General features: G+C 34.8%; 28 protein-coding genes. 2 read left to right on the top strand and 26 right to left on the bottom strand.

Annotation, left to right across the window (positions count from 1 at the left end):
* Window positions 1–82 precede the first annotated feature (82 nt).
* From J6D32_RS04895 to J6D32_RS04815, 17 genes are all read right to left on the bottom strand, one after another.
* Complete coding sequence (locus J6D32_RS04895; protein ID WP_006785563.1) at window positions 83–916, bottom strand: Cof-type HAD-IIB family hydrolase; 834 nt, start codon at window positions 914–916, stop codon at window positions 83–85.
* Window positions 917–1,014: 98 nt separating this feature from the next.
* Window positions 1,015–1,221 carry a hypothetical protein gene (locus tag J6D32_RS04890; RefSeq protein ID WP_009606454.1) on the bottom strand — a complete coding sequence of 69 codons (207 nt, stop codon included), beginning with the start codon at window positions 1,219–1,221 and terminating at the stop codon, window positions 1,015–1,017.
* A 172-nt stretch (window positions 1,222–1,393) separates the two neighbouring features.
* The gene (locus J6D32_RS04885; protein WP_009606431.1) at window positions 1,394–1,564 is read right to left on the bottom strand and encodes a hypothetical protein; all 171 of its coding nucleotides are present in this window, start codon (window positions 1,562–1,564) and stop codon (window positions 1,394–1,396) included.
* Window positions 1,565–1,688: 124 nt separating this feature from the next.
* Window positions 1,689–2,210, bottom strand: a complete 522-nt coding sequence (locus tag J6D32_RS04880; protein ID WP_006785561.1) for an amidase domain-containing protein — start codon at window positions 2,208–2,210, stop codon at window positions 1,689–1,691.
* 104 nt (window positions 2,211–2,314) lie between these two features.
* A complete protein-coding gene (locus J6D32_RS04875; protein WP_006785560.1) occupies window positions 2,315–3,241 on the bottom strand; it encodes an ATP-binding cassette domain-containing protein in 927 nt (308 codons plus the stop codon).
* Complete coding sequence (locus J6D32_RS04870) at window positions 3,241–4,311, bottom strand: ABC transporter ATP-binding protein (protein WP_055164775.1); 1,071 nt, start codon at window positions 4,309–4,311, stop codon at window positions 3,241–3,243. Before J6D32_RS04870 ends, J6D32_RS04875 begins: the two co-directional genes overlap by 1 nt.
* A gap of 16 nt (window positions 4,312–4,327) precedes the next feature.
* Window positions 4,328–5,245, bottom strand: coding sequence for an oligopeptide ABC transporter permease OppC (gene oppC, locus J6D32_RS04865; protein WP_229040076.1), 918 nt, complete (start codon window positions 5,243–5,245; stop codon window positions 4,328–4,330).
* Window positions 5,245–6,741, bottom strand: coding sequence for an ABC transporter permease (locus tag J6D32_RS04860; protein ID WP_006785556.1), 1,497 nt, complete (start codon window positions 6,739–6,741; stop codon window positions 5,245–5,247). The genes oppC and J6D32_RS04860 overlap by 1 nt, the downstream gene beginning before the upstream one ends.
* Window positions 6,742–6,826: 85 nt before the next feature.
* Window positions 6,827–8,872: a peptide ABC transporter substrate-binding protein gene (locus J6D32_RS04855; RefSeq protein ID WP_006785555.1), complete on the bottom strand. Its 2,046-nt coding sequence runs from the start codon at window positions 8,870–8,872 to the stop codon at window positions 6,827–6,829.
* Window positions 8,873–9,336: 464 nt separating this feature from the next.
* Window positions 9,337–9,537, bottom strand: coding sequence for a hypothetical protein (locus J6D32_RS04850; protein ID WP_006785554.1), 201 nt, complete (start codon window positions 9,535–9,537; stop codon window positions 9,337–9,339).
* A gap of 69 nt (window positions 9,538–9,606) precedes the next feature.
* Window positions 9,607–9,987 (bottom strand): hypothetical protein, encoded by a 381-nt coding sequence (locus J6D32_RS04845; protein ID WP_006785553.1) that lies wholly within the window; start codon window positions 9,985–9,987, stop codon window positions 9,607–9,609.
* A 71-nt stretch (window positions 9,988–10,058) separates the two neighbouring features.
* Window positions 10,059–10,832 carry a glutamate racemase gene (murI, locus tag J6D32_RS04840; RefSeq protein WP_055164782.1) on the bottom strand — a complete coding sequence of 258 codons (774 nt, stop codon included), beginning with the start codon at window positions 10,830–10,832 and terminating at the stop codon, window positions 10,059–10,061.
* Window positions 10,833–10,918: 86 nt separating this feature from the next.
* Complete coding sequence (locus J6D32_RS04835) at window positions 10,919–12,166, bottom strand: MFS transporter (RefSeq protein WP_006785551.1); 1,248 nt, start codon at window positions 12,164–12,166, stop codon at window positions 10,919–10,921.
* Between the two features lie 120 nt (window positions 12,167–12,286).
* A complete protein-coding gene (locus tag J6D32_RS04830; RefSeq protein WP_009606440.1) occupies window positions 12,287–12,862 on the bottom strand; it encodes a hypothetical protein in 576 nt (191 codons plus the stop codon).
* The gene (locus tag J6D32_RS04825; RefSeq protein ID WP_009606463.1) at window positions 12,859–13,497 is read right to left on the bottom strand and encodes a helix-turn-helix domain-containing protein; all 639 of its coding nucleotides are present in this window, start codon (window positions 13,495–13,497) and stop codon (window positions 12,859–12,861) included. Before J6D32_RS04825 ends, J6D32_RS04830 begins: the two co-directional genes overlap by 4 nt.
* Window positions 13,498–13,573: 76 nt before the next feature.
* A complete protein-coding gene (locus J6D32_RS04820; protein WP_006785549.1) occupies window positions 13,574–13,885 on the bottom strand; it encodes a hypothetical protein in 312 nt (103 codons plus the stop codon).
* Between the two features lie 12 nt (window positions 13,886–13,897).
* Window positions 13,898–14,551 (bottom strand): FMN-dependent NADH-azoreductase, encoded by a 654-nt coding sequence (locus tag J6D32_RS04815; protein WP_006785548.1) that lies wholly within the window; start codon window positions 14,549–14,551, stop codon window positions 13,898–13,900.
* Between the two features lie 530 nt (window positions 14,552–15,081).
* Between J6D32_RS04815 and J6D32_RS04810 the strand changes: the two genes are divergently transcribed.
* Entirely contained in the window at window positions 15,082–15,450 is a 369-nt protein-coding gene (locus tag J6D32_RS04810; protein ID WP_229040077.1) for a phosphatase PAP2 family protein, read from the top strand.
* A gap of 49 nt (window positions 15,451–15,499) precedes the next feature.
* Here J6D32_RS04810 and J6D32_RS04805 read toward each other — a convergent pair whose 3' ends face one another.
* Together J6D32_RS04805 and J6D32_RS04800 are read right to left on the bottom strand one after the other, a co-directional pair.
* Window positions 15,500–15,961, bottom strand: coding sequence for a GNAT family N-acetyltransferase (locus J6D32_RS04805; protein WP_009606472.1), 462 nt, complete (start codon window positions 15,959–15,961; stop codon window positions 15,500–15,502).
* 22 nt (window positions 15,962–15,983) lie between these two features.
* Window positions 15,984–16,403, bottom strand: a complete 420-nt coding sequence (locus J6D32_RS04800) for a methylglyoxal synthase (RefSeq protein ID WP_006785545.1) — start codon at window positions 16,401–16,403, stop codon at window positions 15,984–15,986.
* A gap of 647 nt (window positions 16,404–17,050) precedes the next feature.
* Between J6D32_RS04800 and J6D32_RS04795 the strand changes: the two genes are divergently transcribed.
* Window positions 17,051–17,851 (top strand): HAD family hydrolase, encoded by an 801-nt coding sequence (locus J6D32_RS04795; RefSeq protein ID WP_040764133.1) that lies wholly within the window; start codon window positions 17,051–17,053, stop codon window positions 17,849–17,851.
* 204 nt (window positions 17,852–18,055) lie between these two features.
* Here J6D32_RS04795 and J6D32_RS04790 read toward each other — a convergent pair whose 3' ends face one another.
* The 7 genes from J6D32_RS04790 to queD all read right to left on the bottom strand — a co-directional run bounded on the left by J6D32_RS04790 (window position 18,056) and on the right by queD (window position 23,082).
* Window positions 18,056–18,547: a GNAT family N-acetyltransferase gene (locus J6D32_RS04790; RefSeq protein WP_006785543.1), complete on the bottom strand. Its 492-nt coding sequence runs from the start codon at window positions 18,545–18,547 to the stop codon at window positions 18,056–18,058.
* 79 nt (window positions 18,548–18,626) lie between these two features.
* On the bottom strand, window positions 18,627–20,126 hold the full coding sequence (locus J6D32_RS04785; protein ID WP_006785542.1) for a carboxypeptidase M32: 1,500 nt from the start codon (window positions 20,124–20,126) through the stop codon (window positions 18,627–18,629).
* Between the two features lie 90 nt (window positions 20,127–20,216).
* Window positions 20,217–20,714, bottom strand: a complete 498-nt coding sequence (gene queF / locus J6D32_RS04780) for a preQ(1) synthase (RefSeq protein WP_006785541.1) — start codon at window positions 20,712–20,714, stop codon at window positions 20,217–20,219.
* Window positions 20,715–21,410, bottom strand: coding sequence for a 7-cyano-7-deazaguanine synthase QueC (queC, locus tag J6D32_RS04775; protein ID WP_262941925.1), 696 nt, complete (start codon window positions 21,408–21,410; stop codon window positions 20,715–20,717). It lies immediately after the preceding gene.
* Window positions 21,389–21,982, bottom strand: a complete 594-nt coding sequence (folE, locus tag J6D32_RS04770; protein ID WP_006785539.1) for a GTP cyclohydrolase I — start codon at window positions 21,980–21,982, stop codon at window positions 21,389–21,391. Before folE ends, queC begins: the two co-directional genes overlap by 22 nt.
* Before the next feature lies 1 nt (window position 21,983).
* Complete coding sequence (queE, locus tag J6D32_RS04765) at window positions 21,984–22,652, bottom strand: putative 7-carboxy-7-deazaguanine synthase QueE (RefSeq protein ID WP_055164791.1); 669 nt, start codon at window positions 22,650–22,652, stop codon at window positions 21,984–21,986.
* Between the two features lies 1 nt (window position 22,653).
* Entirely contained in the window at window positions 22,654–23,082 is a 429-nt protein-coding gene (queD, locus tag J6D32_RS04760) for a 6-carboxytetrahydropterin synthase QueD (protein ID WP_006785537.1), read from the bottom strand.
* Window positions 23,083–23,856: the final 774 nt, after the last annotated feature.

Genomic DNA, 23,856 nt, shown 5'->3' with positions numbered 1-23,856 from the left:
TGTGCAAATAGTATCCATTTCTATCCTGTATTTTTCATCTCTGATAAAAAGGCTTGGTTTAAGATTAACCAAGCTCTTTTAATTATTGATTATTTTGATGATAACGCTCTTGTAAATATAGGGCTATGGCATCTTCGTTGTGATGACCAATCACACCTGTCGCAATTTTTTTAATCTCAGGAACCGCATTTGCAGGAGCATATGCTTCATCCGCCTGTTCAAACATTGGTAAATCATTTAAATTATCTCCGAATCCAATGATTTTACTAAAGTCTGCATATTTTGCTAACGCTTTGATTCCATTTGCTTTTGAGGCATTTGCACTATATAATTCCATATAGCCAAATCCCTCTGTACGTGTTTTATAATATGTTGCACTCACACCCTCAATGAATTGAATTTGACGATAAGCCTCTTCGATTAACTCAAGCTTATCAAAGACTAAAATATTTACGATTTGTTCATCTTGAATATATGGTGTAAAGTCTTGAATTTGTTTAAATGTTTTCAATGGTTTATCACAACGACCTAAATAAAAGTCTTGTGCGACTTCATTGTTAATTTCACGGTAATAAACACTTAATTGATCATCCTTAATTCCATAAATCATCGGCTCTAGTTTTAAGCTATCAAAAACGGCTAAAACAGACATTGTGGTATCTTTTGCTAAATCCACAATCTCCAAGTATTTTCTATTTTTTAAATCGAAAATCCCCACGCCATTCATAATGGCAATTGGCATTTCAATCTTTAATCCTTCTAGTAAATCAATAACAGTCGCATGTGTACGGGCTGTTGCGACGGTAAACTTCACCCCTTTATCTATTAAATCATTAATAATTTGGCGTGATGTCTGTGAGACTTCGCTTTGCTTATTTAATAAAGTCCCATCTAAATCTGATACAAATAATTCCATGTCCTCACCCTTTCTTCATGTCGTCAATTTTTATTATACTAGAAAATGACAAAAAACGCTATGACCAATCTCATAGCGTTTTTTGCTATTTCCTCGCTTTAATGCTTATGTGAACAATGGCATCCTGACTCTTCTTGATCACCCTGTGATTCTTTTTCAGTTGGGTGATTGCAATCGGCTACTTTATTCGTTGATACCCACTCATTACTAAACTCGGTTTTATCGTGATACTGAGTAGCTTTAGCAGCTGCTTTTTGCCCTGCCCATTGATTATTACCTTCACATTTTTTCGCTTTTTGACTCATCATTAACACCTCACATTTTCTTGTCGAATCTCGACACTCTTATTATTTGTGTCCAATTCAAAAAAATGTCTGTTAATTTCATGTGAATCTTCCATTTTCAGAGTTTACACATAAAAAAAATGAGACCTCTATCTGTCTCATTTTTCTTGCCAATTTGATAAATTCTAACTAACTAGCGGCAATTATTTTTAGTATTTGATTGAGAAGCTAATTTGTTTGTTTGGTTTTTTGCATTTGTATTGGCAAAGTCATTTGCGAATTCTACATTTGCATTTGTTTGGTTTTTAGCTTGTGCATTTGCTTGGTTTTTTGCATTGTTTTTTGCATTGTTATTATTTCTCATGATTAAGTCCTCACTTTCAAAATCTTGTCGACTTGGTCGACTATAGTATTATGACTTTATCTCACGAAAACATGTATGAATTCAATTTGAAATATCTTCAAATTTCAATAAAAATAATCCAAAATTACCAATCATAATAACCTACTATTTTAATAAAACTTAAAATTCCATCTTTTTGAGACAACGGAAAATCTAATAAGTCATATGAGTGTTGACAAACTAGATAATCAATCAATTGACCATTTTTATCAAAAACACGCGCTGTGACCATCATGGTATGAGTAATTTCACCATTCACTGTTTTTTGGACTAAATCTCCAAGTTCTAACTCTTCATATTGACAAGGTTTTGCATAAATCCCATAATTCTGTGATAATTCTCTGTTATTATTCAAGATGTAGTTTTTCAAAGGTCTCGCTGAGGTCCAGGACGGAGTTCGAGACTGGTCACTATACCAGTACCATTTTTGTGTAACATCTCGCCCATTCACATCAAAAGGAATTTCTCCTGCATGTAAACATTGTGAAATAAAATTGGTACAATCTCCTCCATAATTTTCATAATCATGGTAGAGTGGATTGCGTCCTAATGCCCATTTTCTTGCATAATCAATGGCCTTTTGCCGATTATATTTCTTTAGTTTCAATCTTATCCCCCCTTCTTTACTATATCGTATTCCCTCTTCTTGTAATTGTTAAAAGCAAAAAAAGTCAGCTACAAACACATGTAACTGACCTTTAAGACGACCCTTTATTTAACTTTAGCATTCTTTTTATATTCACGCGCTTCCGCTTCATTTGCCCATACAAAGTGTCCTGTTTTAATTTCAGTCCACTTAGGTTTATCAACCGTATAATCATGCTCTTCGCCTGTGTAGACAATTAATTGCTTATTTTTTTCAAGACGAGGATCGGGAATTGGAATCGCTGATAATAAAGATTTTGTATACGGATGAAACGGATTTAAAAACAATTCTTCCGCCTCAGCTAACTCTACAATGCGTCCTTTATGAATAACCGCAATTCGATCAGAAATAAATCGTACCACTGATAAATCATGCGCAATAAATAAATATGTTAAGCCTTTGTCCTGTTGTAATTTTTTTAGTAAATTTAACACTTGCGCACGAATTGAAACATCTAGAGCCGAAATCGGCTCATCCGCAATAATAAACTCTGGCTCCATGACGATTGCACGGGCCATTCCAATTCGTTGGCGTTGTCCTCCTGAAAATTCATGAGGATAACGCGTGGCATGCTCTGGAAGTAATCCTACGGATTCAAGTGCTTTAATAACTTTTTGTTTCCGATCTGCTTCATTTTCATACATCCCAAAGTTAATTAATCCCTCGGAAACAATGTAATCAACGGTCGCACGTTCATTTAATGAGGCAGCGGGATCTTGAAACACCATCTGAATATTTTTAACAATGTATTTATTCATATCTCGCGTAATTCGTCCATTAATTTTTTTCCCATTAAATAAAATTTCACCTTTTGACGTGTCGTTAATACGAATAATCGCACGCCCAATGGTTGTTTTTCCTGATCCAGATTCTCCAACTAACGAGAAGGTTTCTCCTTTATAAATATCAAAATTCACATCTTTTACTGCCACAAAATCTTTAAATTTAATTTCTAAATCTTTGACCGATAATAAAACTTCACGTTCTCTCATTAGTTCACCCCTCCGTTTGCGCCCTCTCCATAAATTGCCACGAGTTTTTCATGTAAATTTTGTAACGTTTTTGGCATTTCCGTTTTTGGCGCACGCTCATCACGTAACCACGTTTTAGCAAAATGAGTGGGCGTAATTTCAAAAAATGGTGGTTCTTCTTCGAAATCAATTTGCATCGCAAACTGATTTCTTGGGGCAAAGGCATCTCCAATAATCTCATTATAAAGTGATGGAGGCGTTCCATTGATAGAAAAGAGCTCATTTCCTTTAGTTCCAAGTTGTGGTAATGATGAAAGTAACGCCCATGTATACGGATGCGCTGGCTCATAGAAAATTTCTTCAACCTCTCCATATTCAATAATTTGCCCTGAATACATCACAACGACGCGATCTGCTACATTTGCGACCACACCTAAGTCATGCGTAATATAAATCGTTGTAAATCCATACTCAGCTTGCAAATCTTTAATTAACTGCAAGATTTGTGCCTGTATCGTGACATCAAGAGCCGTTGTAGGTTCATCACAAATTAATATTTTAGGTCGACAAGCCAAAGCAATGGCAATGACAATCCGTTGGCGCATTCCCCCTGAATATTGATGCGGATAATCTCCAAATCGTTTTTGTGCATCTGTAATTCCAACACGTTTCATTAAATCGATGGCTTTCGCTTTTGCTTCTACTTTATTTAGTTTTTGATGCTTAACGATTACTTCTGCAATTTGAGAACCAATCGTTCGAACCGGATTTAAAGACGTCATCGGATCTTGAAAAACCGTTGCAATTTTAGCCCCACGAATGCCATCCCATTCTTTATTTTTTTTTAGTTTACTAATATCTTGTCCTTCAAAGAGGATTTCTCCTCCAACAATTTCCCCATTAGATTCAAGCATTCCAGTAAATGATTTAATTAAAACTGATTTTCCTGAACCTGATTCTCCTACAATAGCTAAGGTTTCACCTTCATATAAATCAAGTGAAATGCGACGAATCGCATTTAAACGTCGATCACGAACTTTAAATTGAATTTCTAAATCTTTTACTGATAAAACGGTCTTTCTTACACTCATGTTTACACTCCCCTTTCTACATGTGTGTACGTGGATCTGATGCATCCGCTAACGATTGTCCAATCACATATAACGAAACTGTCACCACTGCCAACACTAAAACCGGTGCCCAAAATAAATGCGGATATCCATTAAAATAATTCGCGTATTTACTAATCATACGTCCTAAAGATGGCGTATCTACTCCAAGTCCGATACCTAAATAAGAAAGCGTTACCTCTGTTCCGATTGCACCTGGAATATCTCCCGCTACAATGGTCATAATTACTGAAATTAAGTACGGTAAAATATTGCGTGTCACTAAACGCCCAGTCGGCGTTCCTAAACATTTTGATGCTAAATTGTACTCACGATCCCGAATAATCATCACTTGCGTTCTTATAAAATAAGCTGTTCCTAACCATCCAGTGACACACATTGCAAACACAAGTTGCCAAAATCCTCGACCAATCGCATACATCAGTACGGTGACAATTAAAATATATGGAACACTTGAGACAATGTTATATACTTCAAGCATAAATTTATCAACTTTTTTCGAAAATCCCCAAACAGCTCCGACGAAAACACCCACGACTGTATTAATTAATGTCACGATAAATCCAATGATTAACGATGTTTTCGTTCCAGCCCAAACGACATCCCAAACAGAATTTCCAACATCATCAGTCCCAAATGGATATTGGGCGCTTGGTCCTAAAAAACGCATTGAAGCATCATTAATATTAGGAACGATTTGTGGATCATATCCTGATAAAATCGGTTGAATCAAAGCAATTAATGAAAAAACAATCACCACAATTAATAAAAAAACCGTTGTTTTTTTGGCAAAGAAGGCGCGTGATACAGAACGCCAATATGAGTAAGCTGGTGCTGCAATATGTTCAGATGCTTGTACATCTATTTTGACAAATTCAAATCTTGAATCGCTCATCATTTACGTCCCCCTTTTTCATGTAATGTAATACGTGGATCAACAAGTGTTAACAACCAGTCCCCAAGGAAGGTTGAGAAAATGGCTAACGTTGTAAATAAGAATGTAATTCCGATGACCATTGAATTATTATAAACATTGATAGAATCCGGTAAAATTTTCCCCATCCCAGGTATACTATAGACAGCTTCCGTAATTAATGCCCCTGAAATACAGAAAATAACCGCCGCTGGAAGTCCATGAGCAATAGGACCGATTGCATTTCTGAAAATATGTTTAAAGAAAATTTCATTTTCTGATAATCCTTTAGCGCGTGCAAACTTCACGTAATCCATGGTCGTTTGATCAATCATATAACGTCTCATCCACATCATACGTCCTGCTACTGACATTAAGGTAAGCGAGATAATCGGTAAGATATATGATTTTGGGTTACTTGAACCAAGCATTGGAAACATTCCTGGTAAATCAGCATATTTACTCCCTAGGAATCGAACTAACACAATATAAGCTAAACCTGGAATCGAAATCATGAAAATGATATACCATTGACCCATTTTATCAAATAGTTTTCCTTTATGATTCGCCATTTGAATCCCAAGTGGAATCCCAATGATATACGTCAAAACAAGCGAGATAAATCCGATGGTAAATGAGATTTGAACCATTGATGGATCCGTTTTATTCGTTTTACAATTTGCATAATGATCTACGAATTGCTTTTGATCAATATTATCTAGTGTATCTTTATATTTACACGTATATAAATTTAATGCTGAATTTGCTTTATTTCCATTTGGTAAGGTGATTTCTTCTGTCTTTTTAGAGCCTTGTGTTTCAGAAATGACATCTAATATCTCTTGGCCATTATACGTTGGATAAGATGTTCCTAAACTAAAGGTGATGAAGTTTTGATGAATAAATGGAAAATTCCCATCAAAATAAATTAAATATTTACTTTCACATCCTGTACACATCACAGCAGGACGATTATTATGATCTTTTCCAATATAAACTTTACGTTCTAAATCAGGATTATTTTCTGATTGCACTTTGTACGGATGATCAAAGCTAATTAGATTCCCCCACCAATTTAGCGCACGTTGTAAAATTGGAATGTCTCGTGTCGCAAAAGCTTGTCCTGATTCTGTAAAATATTGAACCTCATATCCTTCTTTTTCACGTAAAGCTACATAATCTTTTGTTTCTTGTGACTCAGGTAAAACACAGTTACTATATTCCGTTGTTGCGGCTCCATATAACTCTTTACAATAATCTTGAATGGTATCGTATTTTAAATAACCCAACTTTTCCCATTGAATATTCTTATAGTTTGCATAATCGTCTGGTCTTTTTTGGATTTTTTCGATATTACTGTCCGAAAAGAACACACGATCACGCGGGATAACTGAGTAAATTAAGGTGAAGACAATTGTGATAACCATGAAGATTGAAAATAGCGATCTTAAAAATCGATATAGCATGTATCGTTTCATTAACATTCCCCCTTTATTAAATTTTCTATATGCAAAAAGATTAGGGCATCGCCCCAATCTTTAAAGCGCATATAGACTAGTCAAACTATTGACCTAATTTACTTTCCCAATCTGCTTTTAACGCTTCACGTTCTTCAACCGTAATGACTTCATTAGAAACTTGCATTCCTTTATATTTATTATCAGATAAACCATACGCTGCGTAAGGTTGAGTATAAGGAACAACACGAGATACCGCATATCCACCACCTTGTGTAATATATGGAATAAGAATAGCATTTTCTAATAAGTAAGCTTCTGCTTTTGCATATAATTCATAACGTAAATCTAAGTCATCAACGATAGCCTCTGCTGCATTTTTTAAGGCTTGGAATTCGTATAATCCAATCGCTTCTTTAACTGCTGCATCGTCTCCAACTTCTGAACCTGTCCAGTTTAATCCGAAGTATTTTAACATATCTCCACTATCTGGATCGACGATGTCCACATAAGTTTTAGGATCACCATAGTCTGGTCCCCAACCTGCTCCAATGTATAAGTCACAGTTCATTTGATCGGCTGTTTTAGACGCTGCCATATTAGTAGAATCTGAAATAATTAAATTAATTTGAACATCCGACAAATTAGCCTCTACTGTTGCTTTATAAGCTTGTGCCGCACGGAATCCTTTTTCTGATTCACCATTAACAATCACATCTAATTGAACTGGGAATTCAACGCCTTGTGCACTTAACTCTTCAACCGCCTGAGCCATATATTGAGTCGCTAAATCCGTATTATAGTAAGCTAATTGTCCATCTGATAAGTCAAATCCAGCTGGATATTCCGTTGGATTTGAAGCTGTTAAAGCAGCTGATACCAATTCACCATACGTTTGACCTTGACTATTTAATAAGAAATCAGGTTGCGTTAAGGTGTTACGTAAACGACCATATTTTAAATCTTCTCCTACATATTGAGAATTCACGGATGAAATATCAGATGCATACATAATGGCTTTACGGAAGGCTGTATTTTGTTTGGCTAATGCTGTATCTGCTTTTTGTTTATCCGTTTGTGGCGAAACATCAACTGATGAATCTAATGGAGACGCATATTGATTGCGGTCAAAAATCCATGAAATCCAGAATGATGTTGAGGTGGTACGAGAAATGAAGATATTATCTCCATATTTTTCTTTAGCTGATGCATAAATAGCAGCGTTATCTGTATAAACTGGGGCTGATGAGAACTCTCCTTTATCAAATGATGTGAATAAGCTATCTGGATCTGAACCATCATAGTAAACTAATTTTACATTTGGAATATAAACATGTTCAGCATCCCAATAATCAGGGTTTGCTGTGTATTCAATGACTGATTTTGAGGTAAAGTTACTTAATAAATAAGCCCCGTTGTATAAAATTCCATCAGGTGCAACTTCCCCAAATGAACAGCTAGATGGTTCTGCAGCACCTAATTTACATCCTGTTCCTTTTGACTCTAGGAATTCTTGGTTAACTGGCATTAAAATTGAATAAGTTGTAATCGTGTGAAAATATGGCGTTGGGGCCTCCAGTGTATAAACTAATGTATAGTCATCCACTGCTTTAATCCCTACTTCTTCCCACTCTACTTCTCCATTATAATAAGCATCTAAATTTTTAATGGTATATTGAACTAAGTATAAGGTTTGTGAATCAAATTCAACGGCATGTCGTAAACCAGTGACGAAGTCATGAGCTGTCACCTCAGCGTATTCAACTCCATCGTCTGTCACCCATTTGACACCTTCACGAAGATGAAACGTAAATTCAGTTGCATCATCATTTACTTCATAGCTTTTTGCCAATGCTCCAACTAAATTTCCATAACGATCATGTTCGAGCAACCCATCTACAAAGTTAGTCGTATGTTCATTATCAACTGCTTGAAATGAATACACATAATCAAATGTATCAGGATCAGTACTATAAACGTAGTTATAATCATTACGATACACGTCTGTTGTTTCGGTACTTCCTGTCCCTTCATTTTCTGTTGATGTATTAGTACTTGGCGCTTCTGTATTACCTGCAGTATCATTACTGTTACTACATCCCCCGGCAACTAAAGCACAACAAGTAGCTAACCATAAATAATTCTTATTCATATATGGTCCCTCCTTATTTCATCACGACTTAGTTTGATGTGATGTTATTGTGTATTATATTTCCAATTATTGCTAAAGTAAATAGTTTTTACCAATAAAAGTGTTTTCATGTGTAAAAATTGTGACTTTATCGTGTCATAGTTGTGTCAAAAAGAAGTCTTTTTTTTATAATTAACGCTTATTCAACATTAAACTTTCATTTCTTTCACTTAACTTATCCCCGAGATTACGAAGATACCGAGATTTTTAGGCATATTTCTAACCCTTTCACTTTTAAACTTAATCTTTCATTCTTTTAATCATTATTATATAAAATGACAGCGTCGAAAAAAGAGGGATTAACGCTTTTCAGATTTAATCTTAATAAGTGTTATTTTTCAACATATCATATAAAAAAACCATAAAATCAGATGAGTTCCATCGTCATTTATGGTTCATTATTTCATTTTAATCGTTTTAACCTTTTATTTTTTAGGTTCATTCATTAACATTTGTTCCCCAATCTCAACTAAACGTTTGGTAATCGTTCCTCCTGCTTTAGCAGATAATAATGCTTGTTGTGCTTCTTGATCTAAAAAATGATCTTTTGGAGCAAACTCAGATCCAAATTCAACATCCATTTGATTTTTAGTGTGATTAGCCGCTTGATGACTATAATGTCTCATGATGATCACCTCCGATAAGTATAGTATACCCTTACCATCATGAGTTCATGAATGAAAAAACTGTTAATTTTAACCACTCTGCTTCATCGTCTTTAGCTCTTGTTCAAGCGTTTCGATTCTTTTGACTAATTGTTCTAATGTCTCTTGAAATTGTCTCAATTGCTCAACACTCATCCCGTCTTGATTGGATTGATTCGATTGACAAAAGGGATTATCCACATTAAAACTATCCGGAGTAAAATACCGACCAGGTCCTTGTTGATAATACTGTTGTTGTGCATTATATGTTAAAATGGCCTGTCCAACCAACTGAAGCCAGTTTCCAACCGCATTTTGGACATTTAATGGAATTTCATTGGCAATAACATTTCCGAGTAATTCTCCAACTAAAATAAATAATTCAGGATTAACCGATTGAAAGTCCATTTCATCACCACGACTTTTCTTCATCTTTTCTTTCAAAACCTTAAAATCTTAGTCTAAAAAAAGATATGATAAAAGTCACAAAGATATACCAAAACTTAAGACGCTATTTGATTGAGAATACGATTAAATCCTTTGATTTCATTCGCTTCGGTTATTTCTCTTCCCGATTGATAAAATGTCACCGTCGATGTTTTAGACGTCTCACCTTTCATCGTATCAATTATATTTGCTAAATGAGTCACCGTTCCAACACTTCCATCAATCAACTCGATGCCTGGTTCAAAAACCTCTTTAAAAGATGACGCAAAGAGCGGAAAATGCGTACATCCAAGGACGATCGCACCATAATCTGAAATCTGATAATCAACTAATTGTTTTTTTAAATACGGAACAACCGTTTCGGGAGAAAAATCAAACGATTCCGCAAAACGAACTAAATCAGGTAATGGCAATAAATCAGTCACATGTGATTGATCTAATCGTTCAATTAAATGATGTAGTTTTTCTTCTTTTAACGTTAACGGTGTTGCCGTCACAAGCACACGTTTTCCGCTTTCTTGAACCCATTCAATAGCCGGTTTAACTGCTGGTTCCATCCCAATAATCGGAATTTGATATTTCTCTCTTAAGTCATTGACTGCAATACTAGTCGCTGTATTACAGGCAATCACAATGATATCTGCTCCTTTGCGCACTAAAAATTCAATGGCTTCAAAGATATAGCCACGAACCTCTTCCTTTGGCTTGGGTCCATAAGGTGCGTGCAACGTGTCAGCATAGTATAAATAGTCATGATGTGGTAATCGTTTTAATGCTTCACTTAAAACGGTTAAGCCTCCGATTCCAGAATCAAAAAAACCTATTTTCACATTTGATCCCTCCAAAGTGCTTGATCTTGATTACATGATTAGCATTATAACATGAATCCACTCTGACTGACTACCTTCAGTTCATCTTAAAGTTGTTTTAATGTTTTCCATTCCTTCATCAAATAAATAGAAAGAGCTAAAAAAAACAAAGAAAAGAGATAGATCATAGAAATTCCAACATAATCAATGAGGATCCCGCCAAACATCAAGCTAAGCGGTGAAGTAATCGATGAGATCATCGTAAATAAAGACATGACACGTCCATAAAATTCTGCTGACACAACACGTTGCAATGAAGCCATGACTGGGACATAAAGTAACACATTAATCGCACCTGAGATAATAAAGAGAATAAATAAGAACAAAAAGAATCCCAGATACGGAATGCGCCCTAATTCAAGCAATTCAAATAACGCCCACTGTATCCCTACACAAATTATTAGCGTCCATAGTGATTTTTTTATGGTTTCATTTGTTTTTAAAACTTTTTCTTTTGAAACCCATAGCGATCCTAAAATCCCTCCTAGCGCCATCGCCACATATAAAGCGGATAAATACATTTCATTCACGTGAAGATGCTCATTCATTAAATAGGGAACTAATACCGATTGAATAGGTCCTAGTGCCAAGTTTTTAAAATTCAAAATAATGAGCAACCATAAGATGGCTTTATTTTGACATAAAATATAGCGACACCCTTCTTTTAAATCGGTTAAGACATGACTTTCTTGTGCTCGTTTTAGTAGCTCACTTTCATCTAATTTAATAAATAACTCCGTGATTCCTGACATAATAAATGAAAACCCATTAATAAAAATAATCACAATAGGTCCAAGCCAACTGTATAAAATCCCTGCCAGCAGCATTCCAAACACATCTTTAATGCCGTACATTAAAGACATTAAAGAATTCGCTTTGACTAGTTGCTCTTCTTCTACAGTTAGTGGAATAATCGCCTGTGAAGCTGGACCAAATAAAGCCCCATTTATCGAACTAATGACTGAACTTAAGCAAAGACAAGCCATGATGATATTCACATGATCCACGGTTAACATCACGAGCCCACAAAGTAAGATATTAATTCCTCGAATAAAATCTGTGAAATAAATCACTTTAACGCGTGGAATTCGGTCAACCATGACACCCCCAAACGGAGCTAGAAGTAACCACGTTACTCCACCGATCGTTCCATATAGTGACAACATAAAGGCTGAGTGTGTTAACTCTAAAATATAGAGTCCAATGGCAAAATTGAACAACACATCTCCTACACTTGAAACTAATGCGCCTAAAAATACTAATCGAAAATTTTTATTTTGTCTAATTAAATCCATTTCCCCTCACCTCGCTTCACATTATAAACCATTTTACTGATCCTATCACTAGCTTAGCTTTGGGAAAAACGGACGCTATCTTCACCCTTAACACCCAAAATTGTTGACTTATTTCTCAACCTAGAGTTGTTGTCGTTTTAGTAAACCTACTACCTCTTTATATTGGCGTTTTGAAGTGTAGTATTCTTTTAACAAATAAAAAATCCATTCATCGATTAATAGAAAACGGCGATGCGTTGTTTGATACTTTTGAATTAATGATGATAATTCATCTTTTTTAAATACACCACCTGTGACACAAAATCCAATTAATAATATGGCCGCTCGCATTTCTTCATGACATCGTTTTTCGATATTTTCAAAGTCTTTCACTGTTTTCGCTTCAAAACATTCAATTAAAATCAAAACCGGCCATGTTGCTTGAAAGTGTTGTTGAATGTTTGCTATTTCTTCTAAACTTTCACTCACTTTTAACGATTCTTGACGTGTGTAGTGGATAAAAGCCTTGCAAAGAAGTGGCGTCAGTGTCAAATCGAATCGATTCATTTTATGAGCATAGGCACCTGAACGTTCACACAATTCAATGGCTTGTTTAAAACTACCTGTTTTATACGCAAGCATCGCTTCAAATTCATATATCCCTGATAAACTGACTAAATTTCCTTCTAAAACATAACGCCGTTTTGCTTCGCTCACGAACTGAAACGCCTGATAAAACTGGCCTTGTTATAGCTAACATTAGCAAGCATTTCGTACAAACGGCCAGTTTCAAGCTCTTGTTTTGCAAGTTCAAAAAATTGTTTAGCTAATTCATAGTCTTGATGATAATAAAGCAGGTCAATTCCTTGATATAGGTAATATCTAAAGCGTTGTGTTTTGTTTAACAACGGCTTAACTGACGTTAAAAGACGATACGCTTCTTCAAGACATTCACGTTCATCTGTTGCACAGTAGTGAGCGAGTTTAACTAAGTAATAATCGAGTATTAAAGGCGAGTGAATTAATTTTAATTCCTCTTGTTCGAGATGTTTAAAAATCTCTTTTGATTGAACAAAGCCATTAAAATTTAATTCTTCAAAAAATTCTTCAAAACGATCCGTCATGACTTTGATAAAGTCAGGACTCGCCACGTACTCAATTGCTAACTGTTCAAATAATAATTCAATCATTTCTAGTGAAGGCATCACTTCCCCATTTTCAATCTTACTTAAATAAGAGGAAACACAAATCCCTTCGCATAAGGCCGCTTGAGACATCTTTTGATTTAAACGATTTAATTTGATTAAAGACCCTACAATTTTCAATCCCTCTTTATTCACTAATGATTCCATATTCATTGACTCCCTACCTTTCACGGTCTTCATTATATCAAAAAAAGTTGGAACTCATAAGTTCCAACTTTTTTGGTTATTTATATAAGCTAATGAAGCGTTTCCAACCTTCAACCACTTCTGCCAGTGTTGGATAATGCTCTTTTGTAATCCCTGGCGTTGCTTCATCATTTTGATAAACAAAATCAACATCGTACCCTCCACCATCAGGGAATGTCACCACACAATGAATATATTCTTTAACTTTTAATTCATTCGTTAACGTAATGGCCACCGTTTCATGGCCTTCTTTACTTTCAAAATAATTTTCATCTACTTTAATCTCATCATAAAGTCCTTTAAAATCAAGTTTAAATTGTTGAACCGTATCATCTAATTTAAATTGCATATGTTAAACCTCCTACTTTTCAAACGTCAAATGTTTGACGATCTCTTCTATTTTATTTGTTGCTTTTTCGATTGCTTTTTGTTTTTCTTCTTCCGTTGTTCCAGTTCCATCAACGAGTAAAGACTCGAACTTTTTAATTCCCATAAACTTCATCATATCTTCGATGTAATTTAAACCTTTATTGAAAAATGGGCTTAAAATAAACGGAATCGATGCTCCAGAAGACTGGACATAGATCACTGAACGTAACTTATCATCAAGTAATCCTTTTGGAAGGTGTCCTTCGAATGTAATGGTGCGTCCGACTTGAATAATGCAATCCATATACTCTTTTAAAGGAGCTGGAAACGATAAACTCCACATCGGAGCAGCCATAACCACTACATCAGCCTCAACAAATTGGTCACATAATTTCACAATTTTATGGACTTCTTCTTGTTCTTTTTTAGGTAATTGATTAATGGCCTCTTGATTAATCATGCAGTTACGAGACTCAAAATATTGGGATTCAAGTCTTGGGACATGAACCTCATACAAGTCCAACTCTTCAAGTTGGAAATCATGATAGGTTGCTAAAATTTGATTTACGAGCCGACGTCCAACCATTTTACTTGCCGACTCATTTTCTGGTTTAGAATTAACTGTTATATACAATAACTTTTTCATCAATACCCCTCAATTATTTTTTAAATTTTTAACACGACTACAACAAAAGTGTCAAAATATCGCTTAGGTAAAAAACTAAAAAATTTGAGATATTTTAAGTCATTTAAGAGAACGAAATAGTTTATACTATAACCATTCCATCCTAAGCATCAAACATTCTGACAGAATTAGTTTGTATCTAAATTTCAAAATTAGACCTTTTAAGGCTGACTATTTTTCAAAAAATCTAATCTTGAAAGGAGTTCCCGATGAAAAAATTCCACTTTACCCCTAAGAGTCGTCTCTTATTGATTATTTCTATTCTCAGTATCCTTTTTTTCTTTTCTTTAGCAGACTATATCTTTTCACATGATTTGACTCCCATCCAAATCCAAATTTATCACATGATGACCTCTATTCGATCGCCTTTTTTTAATTTTATCCTCATCAGCTTAACGAAGTCAGCTAATCCTCTTCCTATTTTGTTTGTCACGGGTGCTAGTTGCCTTATGTTTCTTCTCTTCAAAAAATATAAAGAAAGCTTACTATGCATGTTCACAGTTCTAGCCTTAACATTGAGTAATCTACTATTAAAACTTCATTACATGCGAGAACGTCCAACCTTTGAACATTTAATTGATGAAAGTGGCTACAGTTTTCCAAGTGGTCATTCCATGATGAGTTTTGGCATTGCAATTCTTTGTAGCTTCTTACTTTATCAATATTGTCAAAAGCGTTCATGGGCCCATCTCCTTAGTTTTTTTAGCTTTTTATATGCTTGTTTAATTGGATTTAGTCGAGTGTATGTAAACGTCCATTTTTTAGGTGATGTTTTGGGTGGCTTTTTGGCTGCATCATCTCTTGTTTGTTTGATTCTATCGCTTTATTGTGGTTTCTTTTCTTTTACTAAAAGTCAATAAAAAACAGGAAACCAGTAACCGGTTTCCTGTTTTTGTAAAAAAAATATAATTATTTTTGTTCTTGAAGCACTTTATAATAAACGTGTGTTTTTTTACGACTAATATACTGATCAAGTTCCTGCCACCCGTTTCGGCGATAATAGTCCGTTTTACCTGTTGTTAAATATAATTTTTGATATCCCATCAACTGTGCTTGATGTCCAACATGATTTAATAACAACTGCCCATAATTACGTCCTCGATATGCCTCATCAATATACAAAGACGTCACCCATGGATAAAAATTACGACTGGTTACCACGTCATGTGTGACTAATCCACAACATCCAATAACCTCATTATCTTGAAGTAGCACATAGAAATTTCCCATCTCTTCATCCCCAAGAGATACTTTTGTAATCATATCAAAAAAATTTGATGCTTGATTATTTCCATTCCAAACACGATGAATATAATCTAACGCTTCTTGTGTTCCTACTGGACTTTGTTTGACACTTACAATTTGTAACATTTAACATCCCCCTAAATTTATTTCACGAACCGTGTATTTTTCTTAAAGTTCGCCAGTCTAAATCCCCCTGATTTAACGCCTTAACAAAGATTTCTGCTGAAGCTAAATTAGTCGCAATCGGTACATAGTGAACATCACACAATCTAATCAGTGCTTGAATATCGGTTTCATGGGGTTGCGGTGTTAATGGGTCTCTTAAAAAAATAACAAGATCAATCGCTTCCGTCACAATTAAAGAACCGATTTGTTGATCTCCCCCAAGTGGACCCGATGCCAGTTTATTCACTTTCAAATTTGTCCCCGCTTCAATTCTTCCACCTGTTGTTCCCGTTGCATATAAGCCATAGTTTTCTAAAATGTGTTCATAGGCGTAACAAAAGTTTACCATTTGATCCTTCATTCGGTCGTGTGCAATTAAGGCTACATTTAATTTCATGGTCATTCATCACATCTTCCTTCAATCTATTACTTTTCACGTGACAATATTACCATTTATATATATTTTTTCCAAGTGTTTTTTTAGAATCACTTTTAGTCAAAATACGACATTTTTTTACATGAATAAAACTATTTTATTTTTTTAGTTTATTTTTTACTATTTTTTACATATAACCTGAGCTTCCCGTGATTTGTCCGACTTTTTAACGAGGATAAAATTTTAGCTCGATCCTCCTATGTCAAAGTAGACTGTGCCTGAATAAATGACAAGATGACATCTTTTCCCCGGAGGTTATCGAGTGATAAAGGGTACTTTATGTGATTGAAAACCATTTAATCTCGGGATAAAGAGCACAAAATTCTTTCGTCAATGATTCTACCTCAACATGCCCCAATAATCGTGACAGTTGGATTCAAGTTTTAACCAATGAATTCAATAAAAATAGCTAACATTAAAATAAGCCTATTGATTCCCTTAATATTTAAAACGTCCCTCACCATTAAATATCCGGATTGGATGCTTTATTTAATCGCAAATGACGTTTGAAAAACTGAAACAATTTATTCATTTCATCATCCTTCTACTTGTTTAAAATCATGTCATCCCCTACAATAGGCACATAAACATGATCAGTACTGGGGGGACCTTTCATGATTAAATTAATTGCGACAGATATGGATGGAACACTATTAAACGAAGCGGGACAGCTTCCAGATGGATTTATCGATTTATTAAATCGCCTCTTACAAAAAAATATTTGCTTCGTCATTGCAAGTGGGCGATCTTATTATGATTTAAAAGACTTTTTTAAAGAAGCCACACCTTATCTTGATTTCATTTGTGACAACGGAGCGTTTGTGGTGAGCCGACATCATCAACGACAGATGAGCTTATTAGAAAAAAAAGCGATTGATGACATCTTGCTGCAATGTGAATCCATTACCCATATCAAGGTTATTTTATCTGGTCCAAATGGAATGTATGCAACACCATGCGAAAACGAATTTGAAGAGATATTAGCGCACTACTTCTCTAATATCCAGGTGGTCTCTAATCTTCAAGACATCCACGATCCCATTCACCGCATCTGTATTTGTGATTTAAACCATCCGTTGCAAAACAGTTATCCCATTTTAAACAACCGATTTGGTTCACATTTTAAGGTGACTCTCTCGGGAGATATTTGGCTCGATATTACCAACCTTGAAGTCAACAAGGGAAATGCCTTGTCTAAAATCCAATCCTTATTACACATTAATCAAGACGAAACCATGGTCTTTGGTGATTATTACAATGATATTGAAATGCTTAAAGTTGCTAAATATAGCTTCGTGATGGCAAATGCCAATGAAGATATGTTTTCACACGGTAACTATATCGCAAAAAGTCACAATGAAAATGGCGTTTGTGAAGCCATTAATGAGTTCATCTTTAAATCAAAACTCAAGTGAGACCCTCACTTGAGTTTTTTATTACATTATTCTAACTTCATAATTTTGTTCGGAATAGAGAACTAAATCCTATTTAAATTCATTCCTAAATTTATTCTTATGACACGTGATTTTCTCATGTAATCTGCGAACTAAATTTCCGATCTAATTTCAATGTTTTTTCAAATTTTTAGGTTCATTTTTTTATTAAACTTTATTAAATGATTAATTATTTGATTTACACATGACCTTAAAGCGAATTTGCTCCACTCTATTTCTTGCTTCAAACGTTCCTACTTCATAAAAACCAACTTTTTGATACACTTTAATTCCTCGTTCATTAAAATCAGCAACCGTCAATCTAAACTTTTTGGCTCCTAGTATTTCTTTGGCATATTGCATCCCTAACTCTAAAAAGGAGGCTCCATATCCTTTTCCACAAAGAAGTGGATTCATTCCCAGTCCGATATCAAGATAAGTCTCATCCGCATAAAAACCTAACAATTTCCCACTTGTAACTTGTGCCGATGGTCCATAACAAAAAAATCCAACTAATCCATGTTCTTGATCTTTCACGACATAATACGAATCTTCTAAAAATTCATGGATACAGGCTTCATCGCCTTCTAAGTTATACCAATCATAAGGCTCACTATATTTCCAGACAAAAATTTGAAATGCATCTTGTTCTGTCATTTTCTCAACTTTCAATTTCATCTGATCACCTCAACAAAAAAACTCCAATCATAAGTCAAAAGGCTCATCATTGGAGTATATGCAACAAAAGACGATTTAATTATAATTTATAAATCTTTGAATACTTTTCATTTAAATAATCGAGAAAATACATCGGATTCAACTTCTCACCCGTCACTTTTTCTACCAGTTCGCTTGGTGAATACAGATTTCCTTGTGAATGAATTTTCTCTTTTAACCACATAAAGACTTGACTTAAATCTCCCGCTTCTAATTGTTCTTCAACGTTAGGAATCTCTTTTTTCATTTGATGATAAAATTGTGCACCATATAAATTTCCGAGTGCGTAACTTGGGAAGTATCCAATTAATGCTTCTGACCAGTGAACATCTTGCATGACACCTTCTGAATCATTTGTTGGCGTAATTCCTAAATATTCTTCATACTTTTGATTCCAAAGAGCAGGAAGTTCATCCACTGTGACTTCTCCACTCATCATTAATTTTTCGATTTCGTAACGAATAATGACATGTAATGAATACGTGACTTCATCAGCTTCTGTTCGAATTAAAGAAGGTTTGACAGCATTAATCATTCCATAGAACTCTTCAAGGGTGGTCCAACCATACTCAGGAAATAATTCTTGCAATTTTTTATAATAACCTTTCCAAAATGGCAAACTGCGCCCAATGATGTTTTCGTAAAAACGAGATTGAGATTCATGAATTCCCATAGATGGCGCCTCATCTAAACCATAATCGGAAAGTTCATGTGGCATATTTTGATCATAAATTGCATGTCCACCTTCGTGAATCGAACTAAATAAACCACTCTCAAGATTATCTTCATAATAATGTGTTGTAATTCGAGTGTCTCCGATTCCTAGAGAGGTCGTGAATGGGTGTTCAGTTTCATCGATTCGACCTGCTTCATGATAATCATATCCCATCATGTCTAAGACTTGATTCGTCAATTTTTCTTGTCTTGCTTTATCAAACTCCCCACTTGGATGTAGTTTAATACACACACGGCTTTCTTTAATTTGATTTAATAACTTAACTAAGCCATCTCGTAGCGGTGGAAAAATACGATCCAACTCCTCTACCGTCATTCCCTTTTCAAAATCATCTAGACACGCATTATAGATATGTCCTTCATACCCCACACACTCTGCCTGTTTAATAACTAAATCAATGACTTTTTGCAAGTACGGTTTAAAGATACTATAATCTTGTTTTTCCTTCGCTTGTTTCCAGTATTGGCCTCCTTTAGAGGTTGCTACCGTTAGATCGCGTTGTAATGATTCGGGAATTTTTGTATTTTTTTCAAATGAATCTTTAAAAAAATCAACTAATTTCTGCTCGACTTGCATTAAATCACTTTCATTTTCTAGAGCATTTAGCGCACAACCAATACGTGTATCTGTCGCTAACTTATGATGCTCAACCGATAAATATCCAAGTACCTCACTTCGATACTCAATCCCTTTGACTGGAGCCATGACTTCCATATCCCAAGAGAGTACCCCCATCGCTGATTCCAAATATTTCATCGATTTTAAATGTTCTTGTAAAAAATGAATGGCTTCTTGTTTCGTCATTGTATTTTCCTCCTCCTCGATTCCTTTGATGTGACATATTCTACCACATTTTTAAAGGGAAACATAGTCGGATGAAAGGCGATATTTGAGTTAACGATTATCTACTTTTTCTGGATATAAATCGTGGTTCATCAGACGATATTGAGCCATTTCTTCAAATTTTGTTCCAGGACGTCCATAATTACAGTAAGGATCAATACTAATTCCACCACGAGGTGTGAATTTTCCCCAAACCTCAATATATTTCGGATCCATCAATTTAATTAAATCTTCCATGATAATATTCATACAATCTTCATGAAAATCCCCATGATTTCTAAAGCTAAATAAATACAATTTTAACGATTTACTCTCAACCATCTTTTCTCCAGGAATATAGCTGATATAAATCGTGGCAAAATCAGGTTGACCTGTAATCGGACATAAACTTGTGAACTCTGGACAATTAAATTTCACAAAGTAATCATTCTTAGGATGTTTATTATTAAACACTTCTAGTATTTCAGGGTCATAACTATATGTATAAGTTGTCCCTTGATTTCCAAGTAAGGTAATCTCGCTTAATTCTTCTTGTTTTCTTCCTGACATCTAAATCTCTCCTTTAGTTGTTAAATAACTTTCTAGTCCTCGCCTTCTTAAAACACAAGCTGGACATTCACCACATCCATCTCCAATGATACCATTGTAGCAAGTTAAAGTTTTTTCTCGTATATACTCAAATTTTCCAAGTTTGTCTGCTAGCTCCCAAGTCTGTGCTTTATTCAACCACATGAGTGGGGTATGAATCACAAAATCATCATCCATACTTAAATTTAATGTCACATTTAATGACTTGATAAAAACATCTCGACAATCTGGATAGCCAGAAAAATCAGTTTCACAGACACCTGTAATAATATGTTTAGCCCCTTTAACCTTTGCTAAGACTCCAGCAAAGCTTAAAAATAGTAAATTACGGCCTGGTACAAAAGTTGAGGGTAACTGCCCCTCTTCACCTAACTCAATCTTAATCTCATCTCGTGTTAAAGCATTGGGTGCTAATTGATTTAATAAAGACATATCTAACACATGATGTTCAACACCAAGTTCCTGACAAATCGCTTTAGCACACTCTAGTTCTAAATGATGACGTTGTCCATAATCAAACGTAACAGCAATCACTTCTTTAAATGTTTCAAGTGCCCAATATAAGCATGTGGTTGAATCTTGACCACCGCTAAAAACAAGTACCGCTTTATCCTGTTTCATTTTTATTCTCTCCTTTATTTCATTAATAATAAACACTCTTGTCTCAAGTCTGATTCTTCCTCCATTCGCTTTCCACGATAAGTCACTGTGGTGGTTGTCGTTCCCTGTTTTTTAATCCCCCTTGCAGTCATACAACTATGTTCGCCACTAATCAAAACACAAATCGCCTCACTTTCTGTTACTTTTTCAACGATTTCGGCGATTTCCTCACCAATACGCTCTTGTAACTGCAATCGACGACCAACCATATCTGCAATTCGCGCTACCTTACTTAAGCCGATTATTTTTTCTTTCGGCAAATATGCCACTGTAACAAGCATGTTATACATTAAGGCTAAATGATGCTCACAATAACTAAAAATTGGAATATCTTTAATGATGACAAAGTTATTTTGACATTCATCGAGCGCTTCATCTTCAAAAGTTGTTCCAAAAAACTCTGCAATTTCGTCATTAGATAACGTCATCCCCTCAAAGACTTCCTCAAACATTTTAGCAACACGTTTTGGAGTTTCTTTTAATCCTTCTCTTTCTGGATCATCCCCAAGAGCAACTAAAATATCTCTAATACTGCGCTCAATCAGTTTCGTATCAATTTGTCGCTTCATCTTAAACACCTCTCATTTCTTTTGGCCAAATATATTTATGCAATTGTAACTGTAATCTCACGTCATTTAATTGATGATCTTTCATATAGTCAACAATCAAACTTGGGTTAATATAATCCACTACCGGACTAAAATAAACTAGACAACGTTCTAATAGACCCTGTTCTCTAATCACTTCATGTGCAACTTTTAAATCTTCTTGACTTGCAATTACAAATTTATAAACATCTGTCTTTGTCACCCATTTAAAGTTTTCATCATCCATCCTTGATTGCATTAAGCTATTTGGTAATTTATAATCTAAGATAAAAACAACATTAGACTTTGAAAACTTTTTCTTAAATCTCTGGATATTCACAGACCCATTGGTTTCAATGTGAATAGTTAACTCTTTATCGGCTGCTAAAATCCCTATCAAAACTTCTATATGTGGTTGAATCAGCGGCTCTCCCCCTGTCAAAGTCACGTGATTCACTTTATTTTCCTTAACAAAGTGATAAATCTCTAGCGGACTTAAATTTTCCCCTTCAACACTTCCATCATATGAATAGCACGTATCACACCAATCACATCTTAAATTACAATTTTTAAATCGAATAAAGGCAGCCAACTGTCCCGCACATGGCCCCTCACCATCAATGGAAATAAACTTTTCAATGACTTGATACATCTTAAACCTCCGTATAAATACAACTATTTTTAGGCGTTTCAAATAACTCTACTTCGGTTACCTTTATTCCTAGATTTTGTAATCTCTGATAAATATCACGCGACATTTCCTCTGCTGTTGGACGATATGGAACAAAATATATTTCAAAGCCTAGCTTTGTCTCTGCTATTTTTTTAGCAAGCTCTTTTCCCTCTTCATTCTCTTCAAGAATTAATCGGTGATCAAATAAATCATGAATTTTCTTTAAGGCTTGCTTGATAGTTGAAAAATCATCCACCATCCCACGACATTGTCCCGTTTCATGCAGTGAGTCTGCCGACACTTTGATGACAACTCGGTACCGATGCCCATGAATATTGTGACATTTCCCTTCATAATCACTTAAGTAATGTGCTGCATCAAATTCAATTTCACTTTTTAAAGTAAACATATAATCTCTCCTCAACAATAAAAAAAAGCTTCCTTCTTGCGCAAAACTCGGCACATAAAAGGAAGCTTTCTGATTTTTACAGAAAAAAAGGGCGCAAAAGCGCCCAATATCATCATTCTATTTGAGCCTAGTTTTGTTTAGAGACAGGATGGTCTGAATGAACTGTCTTTATTTGAATATACTATTTATAACATAAAAACCTTAAATTTACAATAAATAAAAAATAAAAAAAGGAGGTTCACAAGGAACCTCATAAAACAGGGGATGATTTATAAATATTGGGATGAAAAGAGAGAATATGTTATGAAGTATTTGGGGGAACTTCATAACAATTAAATTAGGGTAGTGTCTTGTTCTTCAAGACATATTCATTATCACATATTCAAACGTCATTTTTGTGTTCTTTCTGTGTTTTTTGAAGTTTTTTGACGATTTTTGACTGTATTCAGATTTTATTTTAGGAAATAAACAAGCCCATCAGAACACTTTTCCAGCGATTTTTTAAAAGTTTCTTAATAAATGAATATCACTATCAGTTAATTTCGTCACTCGCTATCAGACGATACCTAGTATTCAACAACACAATTTTGCATCCTTCGGCTCAGCAAGCCCTCTTCAATTGTATTGATTCATGATCTAAAACAAAATAAAAAGGAGGTTCACAAGGAACCTCATAAAACAGGGGATGATTTATAAATATTGGGATGAAAAGAGAGAATTTGTTATGAAGTATTTTGGGGGAACTTCATAACAATTAAATTAGGGTAGTGTCTT

The sequence above is a fragment of the Turicibacter sp. genome, from assembly GCF_017941855.1.
Lineage (GTDB): Bacteria > Bacillota_I > Bacilli_A > MOL361 > Turicibacteraceae > Turicibacter > Turicibacter sanguinis.
The sequence above is the reverse complement of the archived record's forward strand: the minus strand, read 5'-3'. Positions and strand labels throughout refer to the sequence as shown.

Bases quoted from the DNA above. Each gene is read 5' to 3' on its own strand.
- oppC (WP_229040076.1), bottom strand. From the start codon at position 5,245: ATGAGCGATTCAAGATTTGAATTTGTCAAAATAGATGTACAAGCATCT.
- J6D32_RS04790 (WP_006785543.1), bottom strand. From the start codon at position 18,547: ATGAAATTGAAAGTTGAGAAAATGACAGAACAAGATGCATTTCAAATT.
- queE (WP_055164791.1), bottom strand. From the start codon at position 22,652: ATGTATCAAGTCATTGAAAAGTTTATTTCCATTGATGGTGAGGGGCCA.
- J6D32_RS04810 (WP_229040077.1), top strand. From the start codon at position 15,082: ATGTTCACAGTTCTAGCCTTAACATTGAGTAATCTACTATTAAAACTT.
- J6D32_RS04895 (WP_006785563.1), bottom strand. From the start codon at position 916: ATGGAATTATTTGTATCAGATTTAGATGGGACTTTATTAAATAAGCAA.
- queF (WP_006785541.1), bottom strand. From the start codon at position 20,714: ATGTCAGGAAGAAAACAAGAAGAATTAAGCGAGATTACCTTACTTGGA.
- J6D32_RS04825 (WP_009606463.1), bottom strand. From the start codon at position 13,497: ATGGAATCATTAGTGAATAAAGAGGGATTGAAAATTGTAGGGTCTTTA.
- folE (WP_006785539.1), bottom strand. From the start codon at position 21,982: ATGAAGCGACAAATTGATACGAAACTGATTGAGCGCAGTATTAGAGAT.
- J6D32_RS04815 (WP_006785548.1), bottom strand. From the start codon at position 14,551: ATGAAAAAGTTATTGTATATAACAGTTAATTCTAAACCAGAAAATGAG.
- J6D32_RS04820 (WP_006785549.1), bottom strand. From the start codon at position 13,885: ATGCAATTTAAATTAGATGATACGGTTCAACAATTTAAACTTGATTTT.
- J6D32_RS04860 (WP_006785556.1), bottom strand. From the start codon at position 6,741: ATGAAACGATACATGCTATATCGATTTTTAAGATCGCTATTTTCAATC.
- J6D32_RS04835 (WP_006785551.1), bottom strand. From the start codon at position 12,166: ATGGATTTAATTAGACAAAATAAAAATTTTCGATTAGTATTTTTAGGC.
- J6D32_RS04855 (WP_006785555.1), bottom strand. From the start codon at position 8,872: ATGAATAAGAATTATTTATGGTTAGCTACTTGTTGTGCTTTAGTTGCC.
- J6D32_RS04885 (WP_009606431.1), bottom strand. From the start codon at position 1,564: ATGAGAAATAATAACAATGCAAAAAACAATGCAAAAAACCAAGCAAAT.
- J6D32_RS04870 (WP_055164775.1), bottom strand. From the start codon at position 4,311: ATGAGTGTAAGAAAGACCGTTTTATCAGTAAAAGATTTAGAAATTCAA.
- J6D32_RS04890 (WP_009606454.1), bottom strand. From the start codon at position 1,221: ATGAGTCAAAAAGCGAAAAAATGTGAAGGTAATAATCAATGGGCAGGG.
- J6D32_RS04875 (WP_006785560.1), bottom strand. From the start codon at position 3,241: ATGAGAGAACGTGAAGTTTTATTATCGGTCAAAGATTTAGAAATTAAA.
- J6D32_RS04795 (WP_040764133.1), top strand. From the start codon at position 17,051: ATGATTAAATTAATTGCGACAGATATGGATGGAACACTATTAAACGAA.
- J6D32_RS04850 (WP_006785554.1), bottom strand. From the start codon at position 9,537: ATGAGACATTATAGTCATCAAGCGGCTAATCACACTAAAAATCAAATG.
- J6D32_RS04785 (WP_006785542.1), bottom strand. From the start codon at position 20,126: ATGACGAAACAAGAAGCCATTCATTTTTTACAAGAACATTTAAAATCG.
- J6D32_RS04805 (WP_009606472.1), bottom strand. From the start codon at position 15,961: ATGTTACAAATTGTAAGTGTCAAACAAAGTCCAGTAGGAACACAAGAA.
- J6D32_RS04845 (WP_006785553.1), bottom strand. From the start codon at position 9,987: ATGAAGAAAAGTCGTGGTGATGAAATGGACTTTCAATCGGTTAATCCT.
- queD (WP_006785537.1), bottom strand. From the start codon at position 23,082: ATGTTTACTTTAAAAAGTGAAATTGAATTTGATGCAGCACATTACTTA.
- J6D32_RS04800 (WP_006785545.1), bottom strand. From the start codon at position 16,403: ATGACCATGAAATTAAATGTAGCCTTAATTGCACACGACCGAATGAAG.